Below are 20711 nucleotides of genomic sequence, written 5' to 3' on the forward strand. Positions count from 1 at the left end.
ACCTATGAAAGTGAGCTTATTTCCAAAGATAAGCATTTTGGCTGCCTGCGTAATTGCAGGCAGTGCAAATGCAGCGAATTATGCGTGGGATTTTTTTGAAGGTGCACAACCACCATCTTATTTAACGGTAACCAATGGGAAAGCGGAGCTAAGTGCTTTGCATTATAAAGATGGTAAGCAAGCCCTGCACTGGCAGTTTGAGCCAAAAGGGCGGTTGGTTTTTGCGCAAAATTTAGATTTTTCACAAAATGATGACATTTTACCACAAACGTTTATGCTCTGGTTTTATAACGATAAAGCGTTAAAAGAACCACTAGCGTTTACTTTTGAACAAAATGGTCAGGTGAAAAAATCGTTTAACATCAATTTAGATTTTGTAGGGTGGCGGGGCATTGCTGTACCGTTTCGTGATATGCAAGGTGAAGAGGTTACACGCTTAGATAAATTGGTGATCCAAGCACCTAACCAAGCAGGCTCACTTTATTTAGATCAGCTTTTATTTAATGTACCACTGGATAATCGTCATCCTATCCCTGATTACCAAGCTAATTTTGTAAACCCGACAGCCAGTACGGCGGTGAATAAAAACTGGAATGGTTTGTTGAAATATGATCAATTGCTAAGCAAATCCTATTCGCATTTTAATTTTAATTTGAAATTTCAAGCATCTTCACAAATTAATAGCATTTATCAGCGTTTTGAAGAGGTTTTAAATGTTTTTCCGAATAAGAAAAACGCAGTAGATTTTGCTGCTATTTTAAAAAAATATGAGCCTTTCAACATTAATGAAAAAGATGGGGCGATTCAAGGGGCAATGTTGGATTTTCCCGCTAGACAAAAATTTATGAAAAATGATCAAGTTTTCAGTAAACAAGATCAAGCATTTTTGTTGAAATCAGTGTCTATGCGTGAATTAGGTAAGGCAATGCTTGAAACAGCTAGGGCATTACGTACAGGAGAACTAAATACCGAGCAAAGTCAACAGCTAGAAAATAAATTTTTGCTTGCTACACGCTATTTATTTGATCAAGGATTTGTGCGTGGTAGCAGTATCCAAATTGTTACCCACATGGGCTATCAAAATCGTGAAATTTTTGATTCATGGTTCTTAATGCGTGATTTACTTGCCCAACAAGGTTTACTTGAACAGGCTCAAGGTGCAATGAGTTGGTTTAGCGGTATGGGACGCATTTTTGAGCCTGATAACAGTATTGTGGAAGCTAATGTAGATATTTTAAATACCCAATTACAATGGATGTTGAAAAGTATTTTATTACTACCAGATGAGAATCAACGTGCAGGTTTGCTTAAACAGTTTTCTCATTGGTTAAGTACCACTGTAATGCAATCTGAAGGTGTGGCAGGTGGTTTTAAACCAGACGGCTCAATTTTCCACCATTCGCAACATTATACCGCTTACGGCAAAGATGCTTTTGCAGGACTTTCACCTGTGGTTTATGCGATTAGTGGATCGCCTTATGCACTCAGTCATGCTGCAAAAGCACGGCTTGATGATGTGCTATATAAAATGTGGGTGTACAGTAAAGATAGCAACATTCCAATCGCTATCAGTGGACGCCACCCAACAGGTAAATTTACTATTGCATCTTCACCGTTTAAATGGTTTGCTTTAGCTGGTGATGAGAAACATTCGCAAAAAATTAACCGCACTTTTGCGGGTATTTACGCTGCATTAGAACATAAAGCGGAATTTGAAGGTGTACCTGCTGCTGCAGAACCAACAGGGGCATGGACGATGAATTATGCTTCAATGGTCGTGCAACGTCGCCATCAAGCTGATCCAAAATTATCTTGGCTTGCCATCGCGCGTGGTTTTAGCCGTTATTTGGTCGGCAATGAATCCTACGAAAAAAACAATCTGTACGGACGTTATATGTCTTATGGTGCATTAGAAATTATCCCTGAGCATTTTCAAGATCGAGGTTATCGCTATGATGGTTGGGATTGGAATCGTTTCCCTGGAACGACCACCATTCATTTACCATACTCTGAGCTTAGAGCAAAATTAGGACAACTTCCAGCCGCAGGGCTAGAAGAAATGTTGCTTTCTACAGAGACTTATGCTGGCGGAACAGATCTGAATAATAACAGTATGTATGCAATGAAATTGCGAGGGCATAGCAAATATCAGCAAGAATCTTTCTTTGCAAGAAAATCCTATTTTCTTTTTGATAACCAAGTTATTGCCTTAGGATCGGATATTCGTAATGATGATAAGGAACATCAAACGGAGACAACTTTATTCCAACATAATGTAGCGGATTTGAAGCCAATGCTTGTGAATGGAAAAGAAGTCGCTACTTTAGGCACAGTAGAGGAATTAGAAAGCCCTGCTATTTTAGCTGATCCGACAGGTAATCGTTATTATATTGCCGCTGGACAAAAATTAACGCTGCGTTATCAGGAACAAGAATCTGTTGATGATCGTAATGACAAGCCAACTAAAGGGAAATTTGCGACTGCTGTGTTAGAGCATGGCAAAGCACCTGAAAATGGGCAATATGAATATGCAGTACTTATTGCACCGAAAGCCGATGAAGCGCCAGCTTATCAAAAGCTATCCCATAGCAATAAATTGCATGCTGTACGTGATAACCGCACAGGACAAGAGGGCTATGCTTATTTTGAAGCAGAGCAAAAAAATGTCGGAGGTCTAGTATTAGGGGCTGATCAACCTCTTATGGCTATGGCTCAATCAGATAAACATCATCTTGAGTTGTCTATTGCTAATCCAGACTTAGCGTTTTACCAAGGTACCGAGTCAGATCAAGTCAAAGACGGTAAACAAGTTGAAGTCAGTATTTATTCTCGTAACTGGCGAGAATCAGCCTCGCAAGAGCAACATTCTACTTTAACGGTAAAAGGTAAGTGGCAACTGGAACAAGCGAGTCAGTGTGCTAAGATTGAAGTGAAAGGTGAGACTACTTTGGTTTCGACCCAAACTACAAATGCAATTCCTTGTAAAGTGAGATTGGTGGCTGTGAAATAGCAACTAAAAACTCACGAAAAAAATACCGCACTTTAACGTGCGGTATTTTTTACCCATTTTCCCATTCCCTAATAACAATGTCGTAATCCTTAGTAACAAATGTATTGATTATTACTTTATCCTAATCGATAGAAAAGCGATTAAAAAATGAGAATTCTAAGATAGCATTAGAGAGTGGGCATCAGTGTATAATTTATTGTTTTGTTATGCAATCCTTTTGGTTAAACTGAAAATAGCTATTTAAATCTACATCGTCAGTAAAACGATTTGCTCTGGATCAATATAGCAAAATAGCTGATCGTTTTTTTGAATTTTTACGGTATTTTCAATACTCGCGAAGCATTGTAGTCCTTTACCTAGGGTTAAAATGATTTCTTTTGTATTCGGTTGTTGATTAGCACTGGATAAAAGAGCATGGAAAACATTACAGCTTTTTTGTGGTTTTTTAGCGAATAATTTTATCCAAGGGGCTTTAATCATCAGCATCACTTCTTTGCCTAAAACAAGCTGTAAACGGAGTGCACTTTGCGGAGTAATAAAGGCTGTAATAGGTTGATCTAAAAGAGGGAGTTGGATTTCCACGGCACAATGATTGCTTTCTTGCTTGAGGCTTTTCACCGTGCCAAAAAACTGATTTCTGGCACTACTTTGCAAGGAAAAACGCGCAGTGGCAGAAAGCTGGCTATCAAGGGGAACCTGTTCATCCTGTAAAATAGAAAAGGCTTTGTGCTGCGTTTGTTCCAATAAATCATACAGTTTTAGTAGGCGTTTGGCGTAGTTTGTCAGTGTGGTACCGCCACCATTTTTACCGCCTGTATTACGCGCTAACAATGGTATTGGGCTAAGGCTGTTCATCGCTTCAAGGTGATCCCACGCACTTTTATAGCTTACTTTGGCATTTTTCGCCGCTTGGCTGATTGAGCCTGATTTTGCAATTTCACGCAACAAGCGAATCCGTTTCGGATCCACAAAAATCTGTTGGTGCAGTTTTATGGTGAGCAACACTTCGCTATCTAACATTGGTTTTTCCTTGCAGGTATTATTTTTAAAGTGCGGGAGAATTTTTTGTCATTTTACGCAAAGTTTAGTTTTTTATGTAGCTTTTATTTTACTAATCATTATATAATTAATTTTATAATGATAAATCAAGTCAAAGGAGAAAATCTATGTTAAGAGTAAAAAATCGACTTATCTCTGCTTTAGCGATGTGTGCGTTGATGTCATTTTCTACACAAGCCAAATTAACCGTATTTGCGGCAGCATCAATGACCAATGTATTAGAGCAGGTAAAAATGAGCTATCTTAAGTTTCATCCTAAAGAAGAAATTGATTTTTCTTTTGCTTCTTCTTCTGTATTAGCTCGGCAAATTTCACAAGGGGCACCAGCAGATCTTTTTATTTCTGCCAATCAAAAATGGATGGATTTTTTGGCGGAGAAAAATACGATTGATCCAAAAAGTCGTGTAAATTTAGTACAAAATACCTTGGTGATGATTGCACCGAAAAACAGTCCACTGGAAAAAATTGATGTGCAAAATACTCAGTGGCAAATAGCCTTAAAAGACAGTTATTTAGCAGTGGGCGATCCGGCGCACGTTCCCGCAGGAAAATACGCTCAAGAAGCCTTAACAAGCTTAAATCAATGGCAGGCAGTGGAAAATAAACTGGCACGCGCAAATAATGTGCGTGCAGCATTAGCCTTGGTGGAGCAGGGGGAATCACCTTTAGGCATTGTATATGGCACGGATGCAGTGGTAAGTCAAAAAGTGAAAGTGGTGGCGATTTTTCCTGCAAATTCTCACGCTGCCATTGAATATCCTGCGGCGATTGTGGCAGGGCATCGCAATCAGGAAAGTAAAACTTTTCTCGATTATTTACAATCAGAAGAAGCGAAACAAATCTTCACTCAAGCTGGTTTTGCTGTGAAATAAAGGGTACTAATGCAAATGGATTGGCAGACGTTTTTTCATTTTTCCCCTGCTGAGCTAAATGCCATTGCCTTGAGCGTAAAAGTGGCATTGGTGTCTGTGCTGGCAGGATTGCCTTGTGCTATCTTGGTGGCTTGGCTGCTGGCGAGGAAAAATTTCTGGGGAAAATCTTTGCTCAATGGCATTATCCATTTGCCTTTGGTTTTACCGCCGGTGGTGGTGGGGTATTTATTGTTAATTGCAATGGGGCGAAATGGCATCATCGGACGCTATTTATTGCAATGGTTCGATTTTAGTTTTGGTTTTAGCTGGTATGGTGCGGCGTTAGCCTCTGCTATTGTGTCTTTCCCTTTGGTTGTGCGTTCGATTCGTCTTGCCATTGAAAATGTGGATTTCAAGCTCGAACAAGCAGCGTGTACGTTGGGATCATCCGCCTTGAAAATCTTTTTTACCATCACTTTGCCCCTTGCACTTCCTGGTGTGTTGGCTGGTGTTATTCTTGGTTTTGCACGTTCTCTGGGGGAATTTGGTGCGACCATCACCTTTGTTTCAAATATCCCAAAAGTGACTCAAACCATTCCTCTTGCAATGTTTTCTTTTATTGAAACACCGGGGGCAGAAAGTGCAGCGGCTCGTTTATGCTTAATGGCGATTAGTATTGCGTTAGTGTCCTTATTGATTGCTGAATGGTTAGCAAAATATACGCAAAAACGCTTAGGACAATCCAATGTTAGAAATTAATGTACGCAAACAATTAGGCAAAATGGCCTTTGCGGTGGATTTGCATATCCCTACGCAAGGCGTTACAGCATTATTTGGCTTGTCTGGTTCAGGCAAAACCACGTTCATTAACTTAGTCAGCGGTTTGTTGCACCCTGATAATGGCTATATTGGTTTGAATGGGCGAGACCTAGTCGATACGCAAAAGCAGATTAACCTTCCGCCTAATCATCGTAATGTGGGTTATGTTTTTCAGGAAGGCAGATTGTTTCCTCATTATTCGGTGAAAGGTAATTTGTGCTACGGAATGAAGCGGAAAAATAGCGAGGAATTTGCGTACATTGTGCAGCTTTTGGGCATTGAACATTTGCTTAAACGTTATCCGATCACTTTATCGGGCGGTGAAAAACAGCGTGTTGCTATTGGGCGGGCGTTGCTGAGTCAACCTGAAATTTTGCTGATGGACGAACCGCTCTCCGCCCTTGATCTGCCACGCAAATTAGAATTATTGGATTATTTGGATAAGCTCGCGCAAGAGATAGCTATTCCTATTTTATATGTTACCCACAGCCTTGAAGAATTAGCACGTTTAGCACAACAAGTGGTGTTATTGGATCAAGGTAAGGTGGTTGCCTATGATCAGTGGCAAAATATGCAAGATAGCTCATTGCTTGCTCTTTGGCGCGAAAGAGAGAAGTAAAACGGAAACTAAAAGTGCGGTAAAAAATTTTAAAATTTTCCACCGCCCTTATTTATTTTCTTTCCTATGATTTTTTCTTCGCTAACATCGTCACAAATTTCATTTTGATGCGATTGCCGTTTTCATCGGTTTTGTGTAGTTCGCCCATTTCTTCTTGATATTTAATCAATTCCCAACCTTGATAATAATTTTTCAGTTCGCCTTCTTTAAAGGTGAAAGAAAATGGCATTGGACAAGGCACATCATTGGTACTCATTGCAGCAACGATCAAGTTATAACCGTCCGCATTTGTATGGCTTTGCATATTGTCAATAATCGCAGGAATGGCGTTGCGGTCAAGGAACATAAACACTACCGTGGAAAGAATAAAATCGTAATTTTCCTGAATATTGGCGTCATTGATATTATAAAGTGCGGTCTGAATATTGAGATTTTCTTTTTCAGCCGTGCTAGTTAGGAAAGCCAAGCTGTTTTCATTATGATCCCATGCCGTAACATCATAGCCAAGCAGGCTCAAAAACAGTGAGTTGCGTCCTTGCCCACAACCAAGATCCAACACTTTACAAGGGGGGATACTTTCCACCGCACTTTTCACTTCAGAATGCGTTGGCGTCATATTGTATTTTTTGCTGAAGTAATCTTCTTTTTTACAATAAAATTCTAAATAACATTGTAGATCATCAGACGCGGCTTCTACACGGTGCCAAAGCTGCGGTTCAACAAAAGGCGTATCATCTTGAGCAGTGAAAATATGCTCGCTCACGATATCTCCTTGTTCAGTTAAAACATAAAATTTCAATTTGCCTTGTAACACGGTGATTTTGCCCCAAGTGCCAACTTTAGTGTTATGTTTTTCTTGGAACATTTTCGGCAGGCTATCTTTGTTCCACACGGGCATTTTTTTATAGCAAATTAATTCATTTTTCATTGTATTTCTCCAAAGATGAAAATAGTTGAGTAATATAGTAGGGAATTAATTTGCCTAAGGCAATAAGGCAAGATAAAAAGTCGCAAAATATCTGAGTGAGATCATTTTTTGTCGCATAAAGATCGTAAAAAAATGTAAATTTTGCTACAATCCAACCTTTTATAAGAAGAATTTTTCCGCTATTTAGGCACTTAAAACGGAAAATGCCATTTAAAAAGGGGGATTAGGAGGATTTATGCGTTGTCCTTTTTGTTCAACAGAAGAAACCAAAGTAATCGATAGTCGTTTGGTGTCTGATGGCTTTCAGGTTCGCCGTCGTCGCGAATGTGGGCGTTGCCACGAGCGTTTTACTACTTTTGAAATTACAGAATTGGTTATCCCTAAAATAATAAAAAATGATCAGTCTCGTGAACCATTTGACGAAGACAAACTTCGCCGTGGTATTTGGCATGCTTTGGAAAAACGTCCTGTAAATTCTGATGATGTTGAAAAATCTATTAATTTTATTATTCATCAATTGAGAGCAACAGGCGAGCGTGAAGTTCCAAGCCATTTGGTTGGACAATTGGCAATGAATGAGCTTAAAAAATTAGACAAGGTCGCTTATATCCGTTTTGCCTCCGTTTATTTAAGTTTTGACGACATCAATCAATTTACCAAAGAAATTGAGAGCTTGAAGGATTAATATGCAACAAAATGCACAACAATTTACCGAGCAAGATCAGCAATTTATGCAAATGGCGTTGGATCTTGCTAGCCAAGGGCGTTTCACTACCACGCCAAATCCTTCAGTGGGATGTGTTTTGGTAAAAGACGGCAAGGTGATAGGTAAAGGTTTTCATCTTAAAGCAGGGCAACCGCATGCAGAAGTCATGGCATTGCGTGAAGCAGGGAAAAATGCCAGTGGCGCAACGGCTTATGTTACTCTTGAGCCTTGTTCTCATTTTGGCCGTACACCACCTTGTGCCAAAGGATTAATTGAAGCTGGTGTGGCGAAAGTGATGGCAGCAATGACCGATCCCAACCCACAAGTGGCAGGGCGTGGATTAAAAATGCTCGAACAAGCTGGTGTGCAAACTGCGGTAGGATTATTGGCAGAAAAAGCGGAATTACTCAATCAAGGTTTTCTAAAAAGAATGCGTACTAATCGTCCTTTCGTACAACTGAAGATGGCGATGAGCATTGATGGACGCACCGCAATGGCAAGTGGTGAAAGTAAATGGATCACGGGAGAGCAGGCACGCCAAGATGTGCAACAATACCGTGCTGCTGCTAGCGCAATTCTTTCCACCAGCCAAACGGTACTAATGGATAATCCAATGTTAAATGTACGTTGGGAACAGCTTCCGCTGAGCGTTCAGCAACACTATCCTGATAGTGAACTGCGTCAGCCCGTGCGGATTATTTTAGATAGTCAGCATCGCATTACACCAGAATATCAGTTATTTCAACAAGCAACGCCAGTTTGGTTAGTGAGTTCGCGAGCAAGAGATATGCAAGGCTTCCCTGATTTTTGTCAAGCAATACACATTGAAAAAAGTGTGGATTTTTTTACCGCACTTTTAACTGAACTTGCTGAACGCCAGATCAACAGCTTATGGATTGAAGCGGGTGCACAATTAGCTGGTGCGTTGATCGAAGCAAAATTGGTTGATGAATTAATTGTTTATATTGCACCTAAATTATTGGGTGATGCTGGTAAAGGTTTGTGCCATTTGCCCCATTTACATAAATTGGCTGATGCCCCTTTATGGCAACTACAATCTACAACCCCAGTAGGGGAGGATTTAAAACTCATTTATCAGCCGAAAAATTAACCACATCAAAATTTAACAAAGTAAACAAAACATACAAAGAGAATCAGAATGTTAAGAAAGATTATCCAATCGATCATCATTGGCTTACTTGCCGCTGGGGTAATTTTGTTGGTTAGCCCTTCCTTTAAGCAAGGTCAGTCTTTGTTTAAAAAAGAGATTTTTTCCTTTAAAGATGCGGTTCGGGTTGCCTCGCCTGCAGTGGTGAATGTGTATAGCCAATCTTTTACCTCGGTGGATGGACAACCACAAATCACCAACCTTGGTTCAGGTGTGATAATGATGAAAGATGGTTATCTTCTCACCAATAAACACGTTATTCAAAATGCGGATCAAATTGTCATTGCAATGCAAAATGGCCGTCTTTTTGAAGCGAGCTTGATAGGATCAGATACTCTTACCGATTTAGCAGTGCTGAAAATTCGTGCGGATAATTTGCCAACTATTCCTAACACCAAGCGTAAATTGCACGTTGGCGATGTCGTACTTGCCATTGGTAATCCCTATAACTTGGGGCAGAGTGTATCGCAGGGGATTATTAGTGCCTTAGGACGTAACGCCGTGGGTGATTACATTGGGCGACAAAATTTTATCCAAACCGATGCTTCTATTAATCGAGGTAATTCAGGCGGAGCATTGATTAATTCACTTGGCGAATTGGTAGGAATTAGCACCTTGAGTATTGGTAAAAATGCGAATGAAATTGCGGAAGGACTCAATTTTGCCATTCCTATTGATCTTGCCAATGACGTAATGAAAAAAATTATCCGAGATGGGCGCGTGATTCGAGGGTTTCTTGGTATTCAAACAGATGTGTTATTTAATGATGGAAAAAGTAATAGCAAAGGTATTGAAATTACTAGCGTCAGACAAGGGAGTCCAGCAGCGAAGGCTGGGCTACAACCTGGTGATATAATGTTACAATTTGATGATATTAAAGCAGAATCACCTGCACAAATGATGAATGTGATTAGTAATACTAGACCAAACACCACCGTGAATATCATAATTTCTCGCTTGGGTAAAATAATCACTTTGCCTGTAACCATTGAAGAATATTTGGCTAACTAGCTGATTTTTAGCATAGTATTGATAAACATTAAGGATATAGCGTGGCGTTAATTAGTTTAACCAATGGGTACCTTTCTTTTAGTGATCACCCCTTGTTAGATCATACAGATTTATACATTGAAGCCGGCGAGCGAGTTTGCTTGGTAGGGCGTAATGGGGTAGGAAAATCTACCTTAATGAAAATTTTGGCAGGCGAAATGGTAATCGACGATGGTCGCCTGCAATTTGAGCGTGATCTGGTGATCTCGCGCCTTGAACAAGATCCACCGCGTAATGCACAAGGTAATGTGTTTGACTATGTGGCGGAGGGCATTGCTCATTTGGCCGATTTATTGAAAGAATATCACCGCACTTCGGATTTACTTGAACAGCAATATAGCGAAAGTACGCTAAATCGTTTGGCAGAAATTCAAGCTCAACTAGAACACGCTGATGGTTGGCGGTTTGAAAATAAAATTCGTGAAACCCTGATGAAATTAGGGCTTGAGCCAAATATGCGATTGGCGGATTTATCAGGCGGTTGGTTGCGTAAGGCGGCATTGGCGCGTGCCTTGGTGTGTGATCCTGACGTGTTGTTGCTTGATGAACCCACTAACCACCTTGATGTTGATGCCATTGAATGGCTAGAAAATTTCTTGCTGACTTTTGCAGGTTCGATCATCTTTATTTCTCACGATCGTGCTTTTATCTGCAAAATGGCAACTCGTATCGTGGATCTTGATCGGGGGAAATTAGTATCTTACCCTGGTGATTATGCGAAATATCTTATTGAAAAAGAAGAGAATCTGCGTGTTGAAGCGTTACAAAATGAGCTGTTTGATAAAAAATTAGCGCAAGAAGAAGTGTGGATTCGCCAAGGCATTAAAGCACGGCGAACTCGTAATGAAGGGCGAGTAAGAGCGTTGAAAGCCTTGCGTGAAGAACGCCGTGAACGTAGGGAAGTGCAGGGCAGTGCCAAGTTGCAAGTGGATAACTCCACCCGTTCAGGCAAAATCGTTTTTGAAGTGGAAGATGTAAGCTATGAAATTGCAGGGAAAAAACTGGTTTCCCATTTTTCAACCAGCATTTTGCGTGGTGATAAAATTGCCTTAGTGGGAGCAAATGGGATCGGTAAAACCACCTTAATTAAGTTGCTCTTGGGGGAAATTCAGCCCACTTCAGGACATATTAAATGTGGTACAAAATTAGAAATTGCTTATTTCGATCAATATCGTGCCGATCTCGATCCAGAAAAAACCGTGATGGATAACGTGGCGGACGGCAAGCAGGATATTGAAGTCAATGGCGTGAAACGCCACGTTTTAGGCTATTTGCAAGATTTCTTATTTCCACCTAAACGCGCAATGGTGCCAGTGAAAGCTCTTTCAGGCGGTGAGCGTAATCGCTTATTATTGGCAAAATTATTGCTCAAACCCAATAATTTGCTGATTTTGGACGAACCGACCAATGATCTTGATGTGGAAACCTTAGAACTATTGGAAGAATTGTTGGCTGATTATCAAGGCACGTTGCTTATTGTGAGCCATGATCGCCAGTTTATTGATAATACAGCGACCGAATGTTACATCTTTGAAGGCAATGGCGTGATTAATAAATATGTGGGCGGTTTTCACGATGCGAAACAGCAACAAGCTAATGTGTTTGCCTTGAAAGAAGCGCAACAAGCCAAAGAGAAAAAAGCAAAAGGAAAACAAGTAGAAAGTGCGGTGGAGATGAACAAAGTTTCTCACAAACCCGTGAAAAATCGCGCAGTGAAACTTTCTTATAATGAGCAAAGAGAGCTAGAGCAGTTACCGCAAAAATTAGAAAATTTGGAAGAAAAAATCACCGCACTTCAAGCGGAAGTGTCTGATCCGAATTTCTTCCAGCAAGATCACGAATATACGGCGGACAAACTACAACAACTTGCCGATGCGGAACAAGCGTTAGAACAAGCCTTTGTACGTTGGGAGGAATTGGAAGAAAAACGTGCAGGACAGTAATATCAAAATCCGATAAAAAAATACCGCACTTTTTAAAAGTGCGGTAAAATTTTTCATTATTTTTTAGATTAAAATGGCATAATTTAGTAGAAAATTACACATTAAAGCGGAAGTGCATTACATCGCCATCTTGTACGATATAATCTTTCCCTTCTAAACGCCATTTGCCCGCTTCTTTTGCGCCGTTTTCGCCTTTGTATTGAATGAAATCATCATAAGAAATGACTTCCGCACGGATAAAGCCTTTTTCAAAGTCCGTGTGAATGACGGCAGCGGCTTTTGGGGCGGTTGCACCTACGGAAACTGTCCACGCACGCACTTCTTTTACGCCAGCGGTGAAGTAGGTTTGTAAGTTTAATAGGGCATAACCTGCACGGATTACGCGGTTTAAACCGGGTTCTTCTATGCCAAGATCTTGCAAAAATTCCACTTTTTCCTCATCGTCAAGCTCAGCGATTTCCGATTCAATAGCGGCACACACTGGCACTACCACTGCACCTTCTTTTTCTGCAATTTCACGCACGCGATCTAAATAAGGGTTATTTTCAAAACCGTCTTCGTTTACGTTAGCGATATACATTGTCGGTTTTAAGGTTAAGAAGTTATAGCTTTTAATCGCGTGTAATTCGTCTTTGTCTAAATCTACTGAGCGAATCATTCCTGCATTTTCTAACACAGGCAGAATTTTTTCCATTACGCTTAATTCAAATTTTGCTTCTTTATCGCCACCTTTAGCGCGTTTTTGTAAGCGTTGAATGGCACGCTCACAGCTGTCTAAATCAGCCAGTGCAAGCTCGGTGTTGATGGTATCGATGTCTTCAGCAGGATCGATTTTCCCTGCAACGTGAACAATATCATCATTTTCAAAACAACGCACAACGTGGCCGATAGCGTCCGTTTCACGAATGTTAGCAAGGAATTTGTTGCCCAAGCCTTCCCCTTTACTTGCGCCAGCTACAAGACCCGCAATATCCACAAATTCCATTGTAGTTGGTAATACGCGTTCAGGTTTAACGATTTCCGCTAATGCGTCCAGACGTGGATCTGGCATTGGCACAACGCCAGTGTTTGGTTCGATGGTACAGAACGGATAGTTCGCTGCTTCAATACCTGCTTTTGTTAATGCGTTAAAAAGAGTGGATTTACCCACGTTTGGTAAGCCCACAATACCACATTTAAATCCCATAATGTTTCCTTAATTTGTTTTATGCTTTAAAGCTATTGAGTCGATTTGTTGCTTTTGTAATGCCTTCTTTGATGAGCATTTCCACGCACGCGGCGGCTTCATCTAAGGCTTTGTCAATCAGTTGCCAATCGGTTGGTGAAGGTTTGCCTAGCACATAGGCGGAAACCAGATTTTTATCACCGGGGTGTCCAATCCCTACACGCAGACGATAGAAATTTTTATTATTGCCCAGTTGAGCAATGCTATCACGCAGACCGTTATGCCCACCGTGTCCGCCCCCTTGTTTAATTTTGGCAACACCGGGCGGAAGATCAAGTTCATCGTGAATAATCAGAATTTCTTCAGGTTTAATACGGTAAAAACTGGCTAATGCACTTACCGCTTTACCACTTAAATTCATAAAAGTGGTGGGCACGAGAAAACGAATTTCTTCGCCAAAAATCACCGCTCTTGCCGTTTTACCAAAAAATTTACTTTCTTCTTTCAGTTGAAAATTAAATTGACGAGCAAGGCGCTCAATCACCCATTCACCGGCATTATGGCGCGTGTCGGCATATTTATCTCCGGGGTTACCTAGGCCAACAATAAGTTTAATTTCTGACATACTTTCTTTAACTGGGCAAAAATAGTGGGTTATTGTAGCGAAAAATCTCTCAATACTCAATTTAAACACTTTGTTAATAAGGAGGTGGCTTGAAGGAGGATACAGAGTAGATAATTGAAGTCAGTAAAACAACGGCACTATTGCTAGTGCCGTTAAAGTGTGGTTAAGCGATGATTACCATTGATAACCTACGGCCATTGCACCACCCACATCACCTTGGTTGGTAGTCATACCACTAAGTTTGATTCCGATATGACCGTTATCAGAAAGGCGAGATGCCCCAATTGCAATCGCATTTTGCCCACGAAACGTACCTACCCCAACAGAAACCATAGAATGGCCTGGGATATACGCTTGGTAAAGGTTTGCTGTTGCCAATGCACCCGCAATACCCGCTCGGGCTGATTTATCTACATTATCAATTTGACGTTTTACCCCATTTAATTGGCTTACATTCACCGCATCAGTTGGTCTAACTCCAGCTGTAACATTGCGAATACGCTTACCACCTGCATTCACTCCAGTAGTTGTGATACTAGGGCCATTACCACCGTTGGTCATAATGCCACTATTGTTTATTACGGTGCCATTTTGACCACCAATACGCACAGTATCGTTTAGTTTCATATTCACATTGACTTTGTTACCATTTCTTGTTTTAACAAGTTTAATATTGTTATCTGAATTTTTTATATTAACCGTGTCGGTTCGAGTAATGGTTTCAGGTGAATTATCATTCACAGATATACTCCAATTAGTATTGAGCACGTTGTTAAGTTGATTTTTCACCCCATCTAACTGGCTTACATTTACCGCATCAGTCGGTGCAACGCCTGCAGCAACATTGGTAATAACTTTATTGCCGGCATTAACACCAATAGTTTTAATACTAGGACCATTGCCGCCATTGGTGGTTAAACCGTCTTTATTAATGCTTGTCCCATTTGTGCTACCTACATTAACTTTTTCCTTAATATTGACAGTATCATTTAGCGTCATATCAACATCTATTTTGTTATTGTCTTTTGAACTTTTAACTATATTGATGTTTTTATCAGTATTTTTGAAATTCACTGTATCAGCAGTACCTATATTAACCTTGTCTTTATCGTTAGCAGATAAATTCCAAGTCGTGTGAGTTATGCTTTCAACTTGATTTTTTACGTTATTAATATCACCTTTCACGTTATTGACATCAGCTTTCACATTATTGACATCAGTTTTAACGTTATTGACATCAGTTTTAATGTTATTGACATCAGCTTTCACGTTATTGACGTCAGCTTTCACGTTATTGATGTCTGTTTTGACATTATTGATATCTCCTTTCACGTTAATTAAGTCATTTTTAACAAGATTAACATCGGTTCGGATATTGCTTACATCCGTTTTCACTGCATTTAACTGGCTCATATTGACTGCATCAGTCTCGTTTTGACCGGCTCTAACGTGGGTGATCTTAGTATCTTTTGCATCAATACCAGTGGTTGTAATGCTTGGGCCTTTACCGTCATTTGTACTAAGTCCATCACCATTAATGATGGTGCCACCTTCTTTCACGATTGAACCATCACCTTGAATAACTTTTTTTGCACCAATACGAATTTGATCTTTTAAGATCATATCAACGTTGATTTTACCGTTTTCATCTTTCGGTGTTTTGGTGATGGTGATGTTGTCATCGGTATTGATGAAATTGACGGTATTTTTATTGCCGACAGATTCTTTTCCCTTAGTGTCATTATTTACCGATAATGACCAAGTGTTTTCATTAAGCACATTTGCCACACTTCTTAATTGAGCCACATTCACAGCATCAGTATCTTCCGAACCCGCAGCCACGTTGATAATTTGACGAGTATTCTTTGCATTACCCACAGAAATCGCTGCTAAATTACCTTTTACCGTTGCTTTAATTGCAGTTTTGTCATCATCTGATGCAGCTTCTAAAGCATAAACTTTATTTGTTTTGGCCGCATTATTTTCAGGAATTTTATCCGTAGATGTTTCTACGGATGCAGAATCAATTGCTTGACGATTAGCTACGGATTTCGCACCTAAGGCAATTGCACCATCTAATGCGGTTGTATCATCCATATTAGAGGCTGCAATCTCTGCCTGATCTCCAATTAGCACACCATTTTTTGTGCCTTCTTTAACCGTAATATCTGAACCGATTAATTGGTTGTTAGCAATGTTTTTACCGATTTTATTGGAATTTTCGTCTTGAAAGCCGAACAATAGATTGCGTTTGGCATCACTACGATCAGTTTTATCGCCAATCACCTTATTGTAGTTACCCATTACAATATTCTCAGTTGCATTAGTAACGGCGTTTTCACTACCTTGCATACTTAAATGGGATACATTTGTTGCTCTATTGCGATAACCGTCAATGGAAACATATTCACTTGAAGTTCCACTTTCAGCACCTTTTAATCGGTTATCAACCCCGCTAACATTAACAAAGTGAGCATTATCTACTTCATTTGCGCCACCAAAAACACCGACAGAAGCCAGCTCAGGTTTTTTACCGTTGCTATCTTCTTCTGATAATAATTCATATAACTTGTTTGAATTGGTAATATTATCATAAGCAGGGAGGGCAGACAGTCTTAACGGCAATCGTGAATTAGAAATTTTATTTCCAGTCCCCATAATAAGCGCACCATTACTGTCTTTTATAAGGTTAGCCGTACCTGTTATGGCATTTGCCATTCCATTATAAGTCTCATATTTTTTAACATCCATTGTGTTTAAGGCCCCTGAAATAACTGATCCTAATCCACTTAAGGAAGGAGAATCATCGCGGGAGGGGGTTGTTTTGATTGAGGAATATGCCCCGGTAATTGTTGAAAAGTGAGCCGCAGCATAGGAGTCAGCCCCCACAGTTACTGAAGCTCGGCGGTTAGCACCATTTGCTTCGCTTCCTCCAGATTTTGCCCCAATATCCACAGTGCTTTCACTCGCATAGGTATTTAAACCAATGGCAATACCGCTTACTCCACCAGGTAAGTTTTTTCTTTCTGATCCGAAGAAAATAGCACTCAAACCTGTTCTAGGAGTGCTATTGCCATCTAATGCTTTTGCGTTTGTACCAATGGCGATCCCTTCTTTGGTGTCTGGTCCCATATCTTCAATATAGCTTCCATTACCAATAGCAATTCCATTAGGGGAGTAGTTACTTGCACCACGATCAGGTGATGAAATTGTGATCTTTTCACCTGTTGAACCATCTCGTATCGCAGCATTTGCATTAATAGATACAGCACCAATCAGAGCAGGAAATAACAAGAAAGCGGGAGAGTGCGGGAAAATGGTAGATAACGTGCGGTTTAGTTTTTTCAAATTTTTATAAGAAAGGGGATGTCGGCTAATTTCAACATTGCGCATTACGTGTTTTTCATCACGTTTGAAATTAGGACTAAATAGATCGTTGTTCATATTTAGACTCCAGAATAGAATTTAAATTATATTTTGTATATGAAGAATAGAAAGGGAATTAATAAATGCTCCTTTCGTTTATAGTTTAATCAATCGATGTTTAAAATACAAACGGATTTTTATCAAATATTTATATTGAGTGTTTTTCATTGTTGTACTTACTGCCAATAACTTAATGCACTATATTTTATTTATGCTAAATTTAAGCTTCGACTTGCTTTTCCTTGTCTTGCTGAGTAGATTAAAGAGGTATGATTTAGTTAAACGTGATTAAATGAAATAAAAAGGAGTTGTAATGAGCTTAACAACATTGGAATTACTTGCCGCATTAAAACAGAAAAAATGGGTTGATTTAACACACGAATTTGGCGCAAATAGCCCGCACTTTCCAGCATTTAACGATGCAGAATTTAAGACTATTTTTGACCATTCAGACGGCTTTTTTGTCCATCAATATAATTTTCCAGGGCAGTACGGCACACATATTGATCCCCCTATTCATTTTGCAAAGGATCAGCCTCGTTATGTGAATGATTTATCTTTAAAACAAGAATTGGTGTTACCCCTCATTGTCATTGATAAATCAACAGAAGTGGCGGAAAATCCCGATTTTGCCTTGCTACCAGAGCATATTTTAGCGTGGGAAGAGCAACACGGTCGTATTCCAGCTGGATCATTCGTTGCATTGCGTACTGATTGGAGCAAACGTTGGGGGGATAAGCAAGCCTTTGCCAATCCTGATCAAACAGGGCAGAATCACTATCCGGGTTGGTCGTTGGAGGCATTAAAATTTATTTATGAACAGCGTGCTGCATTGGCAAATGGCCACGAAACTTTTGATACGGATGCGGCTATTTATCAACAAAATGGTTTGATCGGTGAGTTATATGTGTTATCTAATAATCACTATCAAATTGAGCTATTAACTAACTTAGATCAATGTCCACCAACTGGTGCGGTTATTTTTTGTATTCCAGCGAAGCCAGAAAAATCGCCGGGTTTTCCTGTGCGTGCTTTTGCTATTTTGCCAGATTAATGGTGTAGATAGCTTTTCATAAAATTAAATAAAAAATAGACAGAAAAAGTGCGGTAGAAATAATTAATTTATTAAAATTTCACCGCACTTGCCTTACTTTACCTTGCTTTTTCAGTTACACTGAACCTCTATCTATTATCTAAAATAGCCGTGCTATTTAAAATACTAGATAAAAATAAGATGTTAGTACTATAAATAAATTATAGGATAAAGCATTGATCATTCTTTCTCGTGTTTTTGTAAATGTATAATACTTATGCCAACGGTTAATCAAAGTGCCTTAGTGCCTTACAGTGCCAAACAAATGTATGATTTGGTGAATAATTATGAATCCTATCCTGAATTTTTGCCGGGTTGCGTAGAAAGTCGAACCCTAAGCCGTCAGCAAAATCAGCTCACGGCAGAATTGGTGATCAGCAAAGCAGGTATTCGCCAGCGTTTTACCACGCAAAATACAATGGTGGAAAATCAGCGTATTCAAATGCAGTTGGTGGAAGGGCCTTTTAAGTTTTTACAAGGGGAATGGCAGTTTGTGGAAATTGATGAGCAGTGCTGCAAAATTGTCTTAAAACTGGATTTTGAATTTTCTAATCCGATTATTGCAATGGCATTTGGGCAGATTTTTACCCATCTTACCAGTAAAATGATTGATGCTTTCAAACAGCGTGCGAAGACTGTTTATGGGAGGGGGACGCCGAATGTCTAAATTAACAATTGAAATAGCTTATGCCTTGCCTGATCGTTATTTTTTGAAAAGCTTGCATATAGAGCAAGGTACAACAGTGCAAACGGCGATTTTGCAGTCGGGCATTTTGCATCAATTTAGTGAAATTGATTTACGCGAAAATAAAATTGGCATTTTCAGCCGTCCTGCGAAGCTCACTGATGTGCTAGAAAATGGCGATCGCATAGAGATTTATCGCCCTTTATTGGCTGATCCTAAAGAAATCCGCCGTAAGCGTGCCGCACAGCAGCTGCAAGAACAGCAAGCACAAAAGCAAGCTGAAAAAGAAGCGAAAAAACGCGCGAAACAATTAGCCCAAGATCAAAAATCTGCAACACCATCTTCAATCCAAGAGGAACAAGGCGATGATTAAATTTTGCTTACCTGACCACATTAGCCCAGAGCAATTTTTGCAAGAATATTGGCAAAAGAAACCGTTATTGATTCGCAATGGTCTGCCACAAATTGTGGGGCAGTTTGAGCCAGAAGATATTATTGAACTAGCACAAGGCGAAGAGGTTACCGCACGCCTAATCAAGCAGCATAGCGATGAAAAGTGGGAGCTCAAGGTGAGCCCGCTGGCAGAGCAAGATTTTGCTGATATGCCAACACAATGGACGGTGCTGGTACAAAATATGGAACAATGGTCGCCAGAATTAGGTCAGCTTTGGAACGCATTTGGCTTTATTCCGCAATGGCAACGGGACGATATTATGGTGTCTTATGCGCCAAAAGGTGGCTCGGTAGGGCGACATTATGATGAATATGACGTGTTCCTTGTGCAAGGCTATGGACACCGCCGTTGGCAGCTTGGCAAATGGTGCGATCCAACCACCGAGTTCAAACCGAACCAACCGATCCGTATTTTTGATGATATGGGCGAGTTGGTGCTTGATGAAGTGCTTGCACCTGGTGACGTGCTTTATGTGCCTTCGCGTTTATCCCATTATGGCGTGGCGCAAGATGATTGTTTGACGTTCTCTTTTGGCTTACGTTATCCTAATTTGGCGGACATTTTTGAAAATGTGGGCAAAGCCTTTAATCAACCTCATTTAGAATTGGATCTAAGCGAATTTTTAATTCCACTGCGCCTTAGCCCTGATCTTCAACCCACAGGTTTATTGGCACAGCAAAATATCGCCACCATTAAGCAACAATTTCTTGCCAGCCTTGCTGAAAGCCCGCAATTTGACGCTTTATTTAAACAAGCCTTAGCAAGCACAGTCAGTAGCAGACGCTACGAATTATTGCCAACGGAAGGGGAGTACGATCCTGAAGAAGTGCGGTCGCTTTTGGAGGAAGATTGTTTGCTTTCACAAGATAATAATTGCAAATTGCTTTACACTGAGCATCCGCTACGTATTTATGCCAACGGTGAATGGCTTGATGAACTTAATCCGCTTGAAGCACAAATTTTGAAACGTTTAGCAGACGGGCAATCCCTTGGTTTAGGTGATTTGCAAGCCTTAATGCTTGACGTGAAAGATAAAGAAAGCGTAATGGAATTATTGTTAGACAGCCTATGCAACTGGCTTGATGATGGCTGGGTATTGTTGGATTAAAA

General features: G+C 40.1%; 16 protein-coding genes and 1 pseudogene. 12 read left to right on the top strand and 5 right to left on the bottom strand.

Annotated elements, in window-relative coordinates:
• Positions 1 to 4: 4 nt before the first annotated feature.
• Entirely contained in the window at positions 5 to 3010 is a 3006-nt protein-coding gene (locus tag L5B71_RS01555) for a chondroitinase family polysaccharide lyase (protein WP_265756569.1), read from the top strand.
• 246 nt (positions 3011 to 3256) lie between these two features.
• Here L5B71_RS01555 and L5B71_RS01560 read toward each other — a convergent pair whose 3' ends face one another.
• Positions 3257 to 4030: a TOBE domain-containing protein gene (locus tag L5B71_RS01560; RefSeq protein WP_265756570.1), complete on the bottom strand. Its 774-nt coding sequence runs from the start codon at positions 4028 to 4030 to the stop codon at positions 3257 to 3259.
• A gap of 146 nt (positions 4031 to 4176) precedes the next feature.
• Between L5B71_RS01560 and modA the strand changes: the two genes are divergently transcribed.
• From modA to modC, 3 genes and pseudogenes are all read left to right on the top strand, one after another.
• Complete coding sequence (gene modA / locus L5B71_RS01565) at positions 4177 to 4941, top strand: molybdate ABC transporter substrate-binding protein (RefSeq protein WP_265756571.1); 765 nt, start codon at positions 4177 to 4179, stop codon at positions 4939 to 4941.
• 15 nt (positions 4942 to 4956) lie between these two features.
• Positions 4957 to 5679, top strand: a complete 723-nt coding sequence (gene modB / locus L5B71_RS01570; protein ID WP_442780736.1) for a molybdate ABC transporter permease subunit — start codon at positions 4957 to 4959, stop codon at positions 5677 to 5679.
• A pseudogene (gene modC / locus L5B71_RS01575) lies at positions 5666 to 6343 on the top strand (molybdenum ABC transporter ATP-binding protein); the annotation flags it as partial. The gene modB and the pseudogene modC, both read left to right, overlap by 14 nt.
• 79 nt (positions 6344 to 6422) lie before the next feature.
• On the opposite strand, the gene tehB reads toward modC, so the two are convergent.
• Positions 6423 to 7286: an SAM-dependent methyltransferase TehB gene (gene tehB, locus L5B71_RS01580; RefSeq protein WP_265756573.1), complete on the bottom strand. Its 864-nt coding sequence runs from the start codon at positions 7284 to 7286 to the stop codon at positions 6423 to 6425.
• A 235-nt stretch (positions 7287 to 7521) separates the two neighbouring features.
• Between tehB and nrdR the strand changes: the two genes are divergently transcribed.
• From nrdR to L5B71_RS01600, 4 genes are read left to right on the top strand one after another with little or no spacing between them, the layout of a single operon-like run.
• Positions 7522 to 7971, top strand: coding sequence for a transcriptional regulator NrdR (gene nrdR, locus L5B71_RS01585; RefSeq protein ID WP_265756574.1), 450 nt, complete (start codon positions 7522 to 7524; stop codon positions 7969 to 7971).
• A 1-nt stretch (position 7972) separates the two neighbouring features.
• Positions 7973 to 9103 (top strand): bifunctional diaminohydroxyphosphoribosylaminopyrimidine deaminase/5-amino-6-(5-phosphoribosylamino)uracil reductase RibD, encoded by a 1131-nt coding sequence (ribD, locus tag L5B71_RS01590; RefSeq protein WP_265756575.1) that lies wholly within the window; start codon positions 7973 to 7975, stop codon positions 9101 to 9103.
• Between the two features lie 48 nt (positions 9104 to 9151).
• Positions 9152 to 10171, top strand: a complete 1020-nt coding sequence (gene degS / locus L5B71_RS01595) for an outer membrane-stress sensor serine endopeptidase DegS (RefSeq protein ID WP_265756577.1) — start codon at positions 9152 to 9154, stop codon at positions 10169 to 10171.
• Positions 10172 to 10212: 41 nt separating this feature from the next.
• The gene (locus tag L5B71_RS01600; RefSeq protein ID WP_265756579.1) at positions 10213 to 12153 is read left to right on the top strand and encodes an ABC transporter ATP-binding protein; all 1941 of its coding nucleotides are present in this window, start codon (positions 10213 to 10215) and stop codon (positions 12151 to 12153) included.
• A gap of 94 nt (positions 12154 to 12247) precedes the next feature.
• Here the strand turns inward: L5B71_RS01600 and ychF are convergent, their stop codons facing one another.
• From ychF to L5B71_RS01615, 3 genes are all read right to left on the bottom strand, one after another.
• Positions 12248 to 13339, bottom strand: a complete 1092-nt coding sequence (gene ychF / locus L5B71_RS01605) for a redox-regulated ATPase YchF (RefSeq protein ID WP_115249739.1) — start codon at positions 13337 to 13339, stop codon at positions 12248 to 12250.
• 19 nt (positions 13340 to 13358) lie between these two features.
• Positions 13359 to 13943 (bottom strand): aminoacyl-tRNA hydrolase, encoded by a 585-nt coding sequence (gene pth / locus L5B71_RS01610; protein WP_265756580.1) that lies wholly within the window; start codon positions 13941 to 13943, stop codon positions 13359 to 13361.
• A 174-nt stretch (positions 13944 to 14117) separates the two neighbouring features.
• Complete coding sequence (locus L5B71_RS01615; protein ID WP_265756582.1) at positions 14118 to 17387, bottom strand: YadA family autotransporter adhesin; 3270 nt, start codon at positions 17385 to 17387, stop codon at positions 14118 to 14120.
• 295 nt (positions 17388 to 17682) lie between these two features.
• Between L5B71_RS01615 and L5B71_RS01620 the strand changes: the two genes are divergently transcribed.
• From L5B71_RS01620 to L5B71_RS01635, 4 genes are all read left to right on the top strand, one after another.
• The gene (locus L5B71_RS01620; protein WP_265756584.1) at positions 17683 to 18423 is read left to right on the top strand and encodes a cyclase family protein; all 741 of its coding nucleotides are present in this window, start codon (positions 17683 to 17685) and stop codon (positions 18421 to 18423) included.
• A gap of 256 nt (positions 18424 to 18679) precedes the next feature.
• Positions 18680 to 19129, top strand: coding sequence for a type II toxin-antitoxin system RatA family toxin (locus L5B71_RS01625; RefSeq protein WP_265756585.1), 450 nt, complete (start codon positions 18680 to 18682; stop codon positions 19127 to 19129).
• Positions 19122 to 19520 (top strand): RnfH family protein, encoded by a 399-nt coding sequence (locus L5B71_RS01630; RefSeq protein ID WP_265756586.1) that lies wholly within the window; start codon positions 19122 to 19124, stop codon positions 19518 to 19520. Before L5B71_RS01625 ends, L5B71_RS01630 begins: the two co-directional genes overlap by 8 nt.
• Positions 19513 to 20709 carry a ribosomal protein uL16 3-hydroxylase gene (locus L5B71_RS01635; protein WP_265756587.1) on the top strand — a complete coding sequence of 399 codons (1197 nt, stop codon included), beginning with the start codon at positions 19513 to 19515 and terminating at the stop codon, positions 20707 to 20709. The genes L5B71_RS01630 and L5B71_RS01635 overlap by 8 nt, the downstream gene beginning before the upstream one ends.
• Positions 20710 to 20711 lie beyond the last annotated feature (2 nt).

Origin of the sequence: Avibacterium sp. 21-586 (assembly GCF_026226775.1) — a bacterium.
Classification (GTDB): domain Bacteria; phylum Pseudomonadota; class Gammaproteobacteria; order Enterobacterales; family Pasteurellaceae; genus Avibacterium.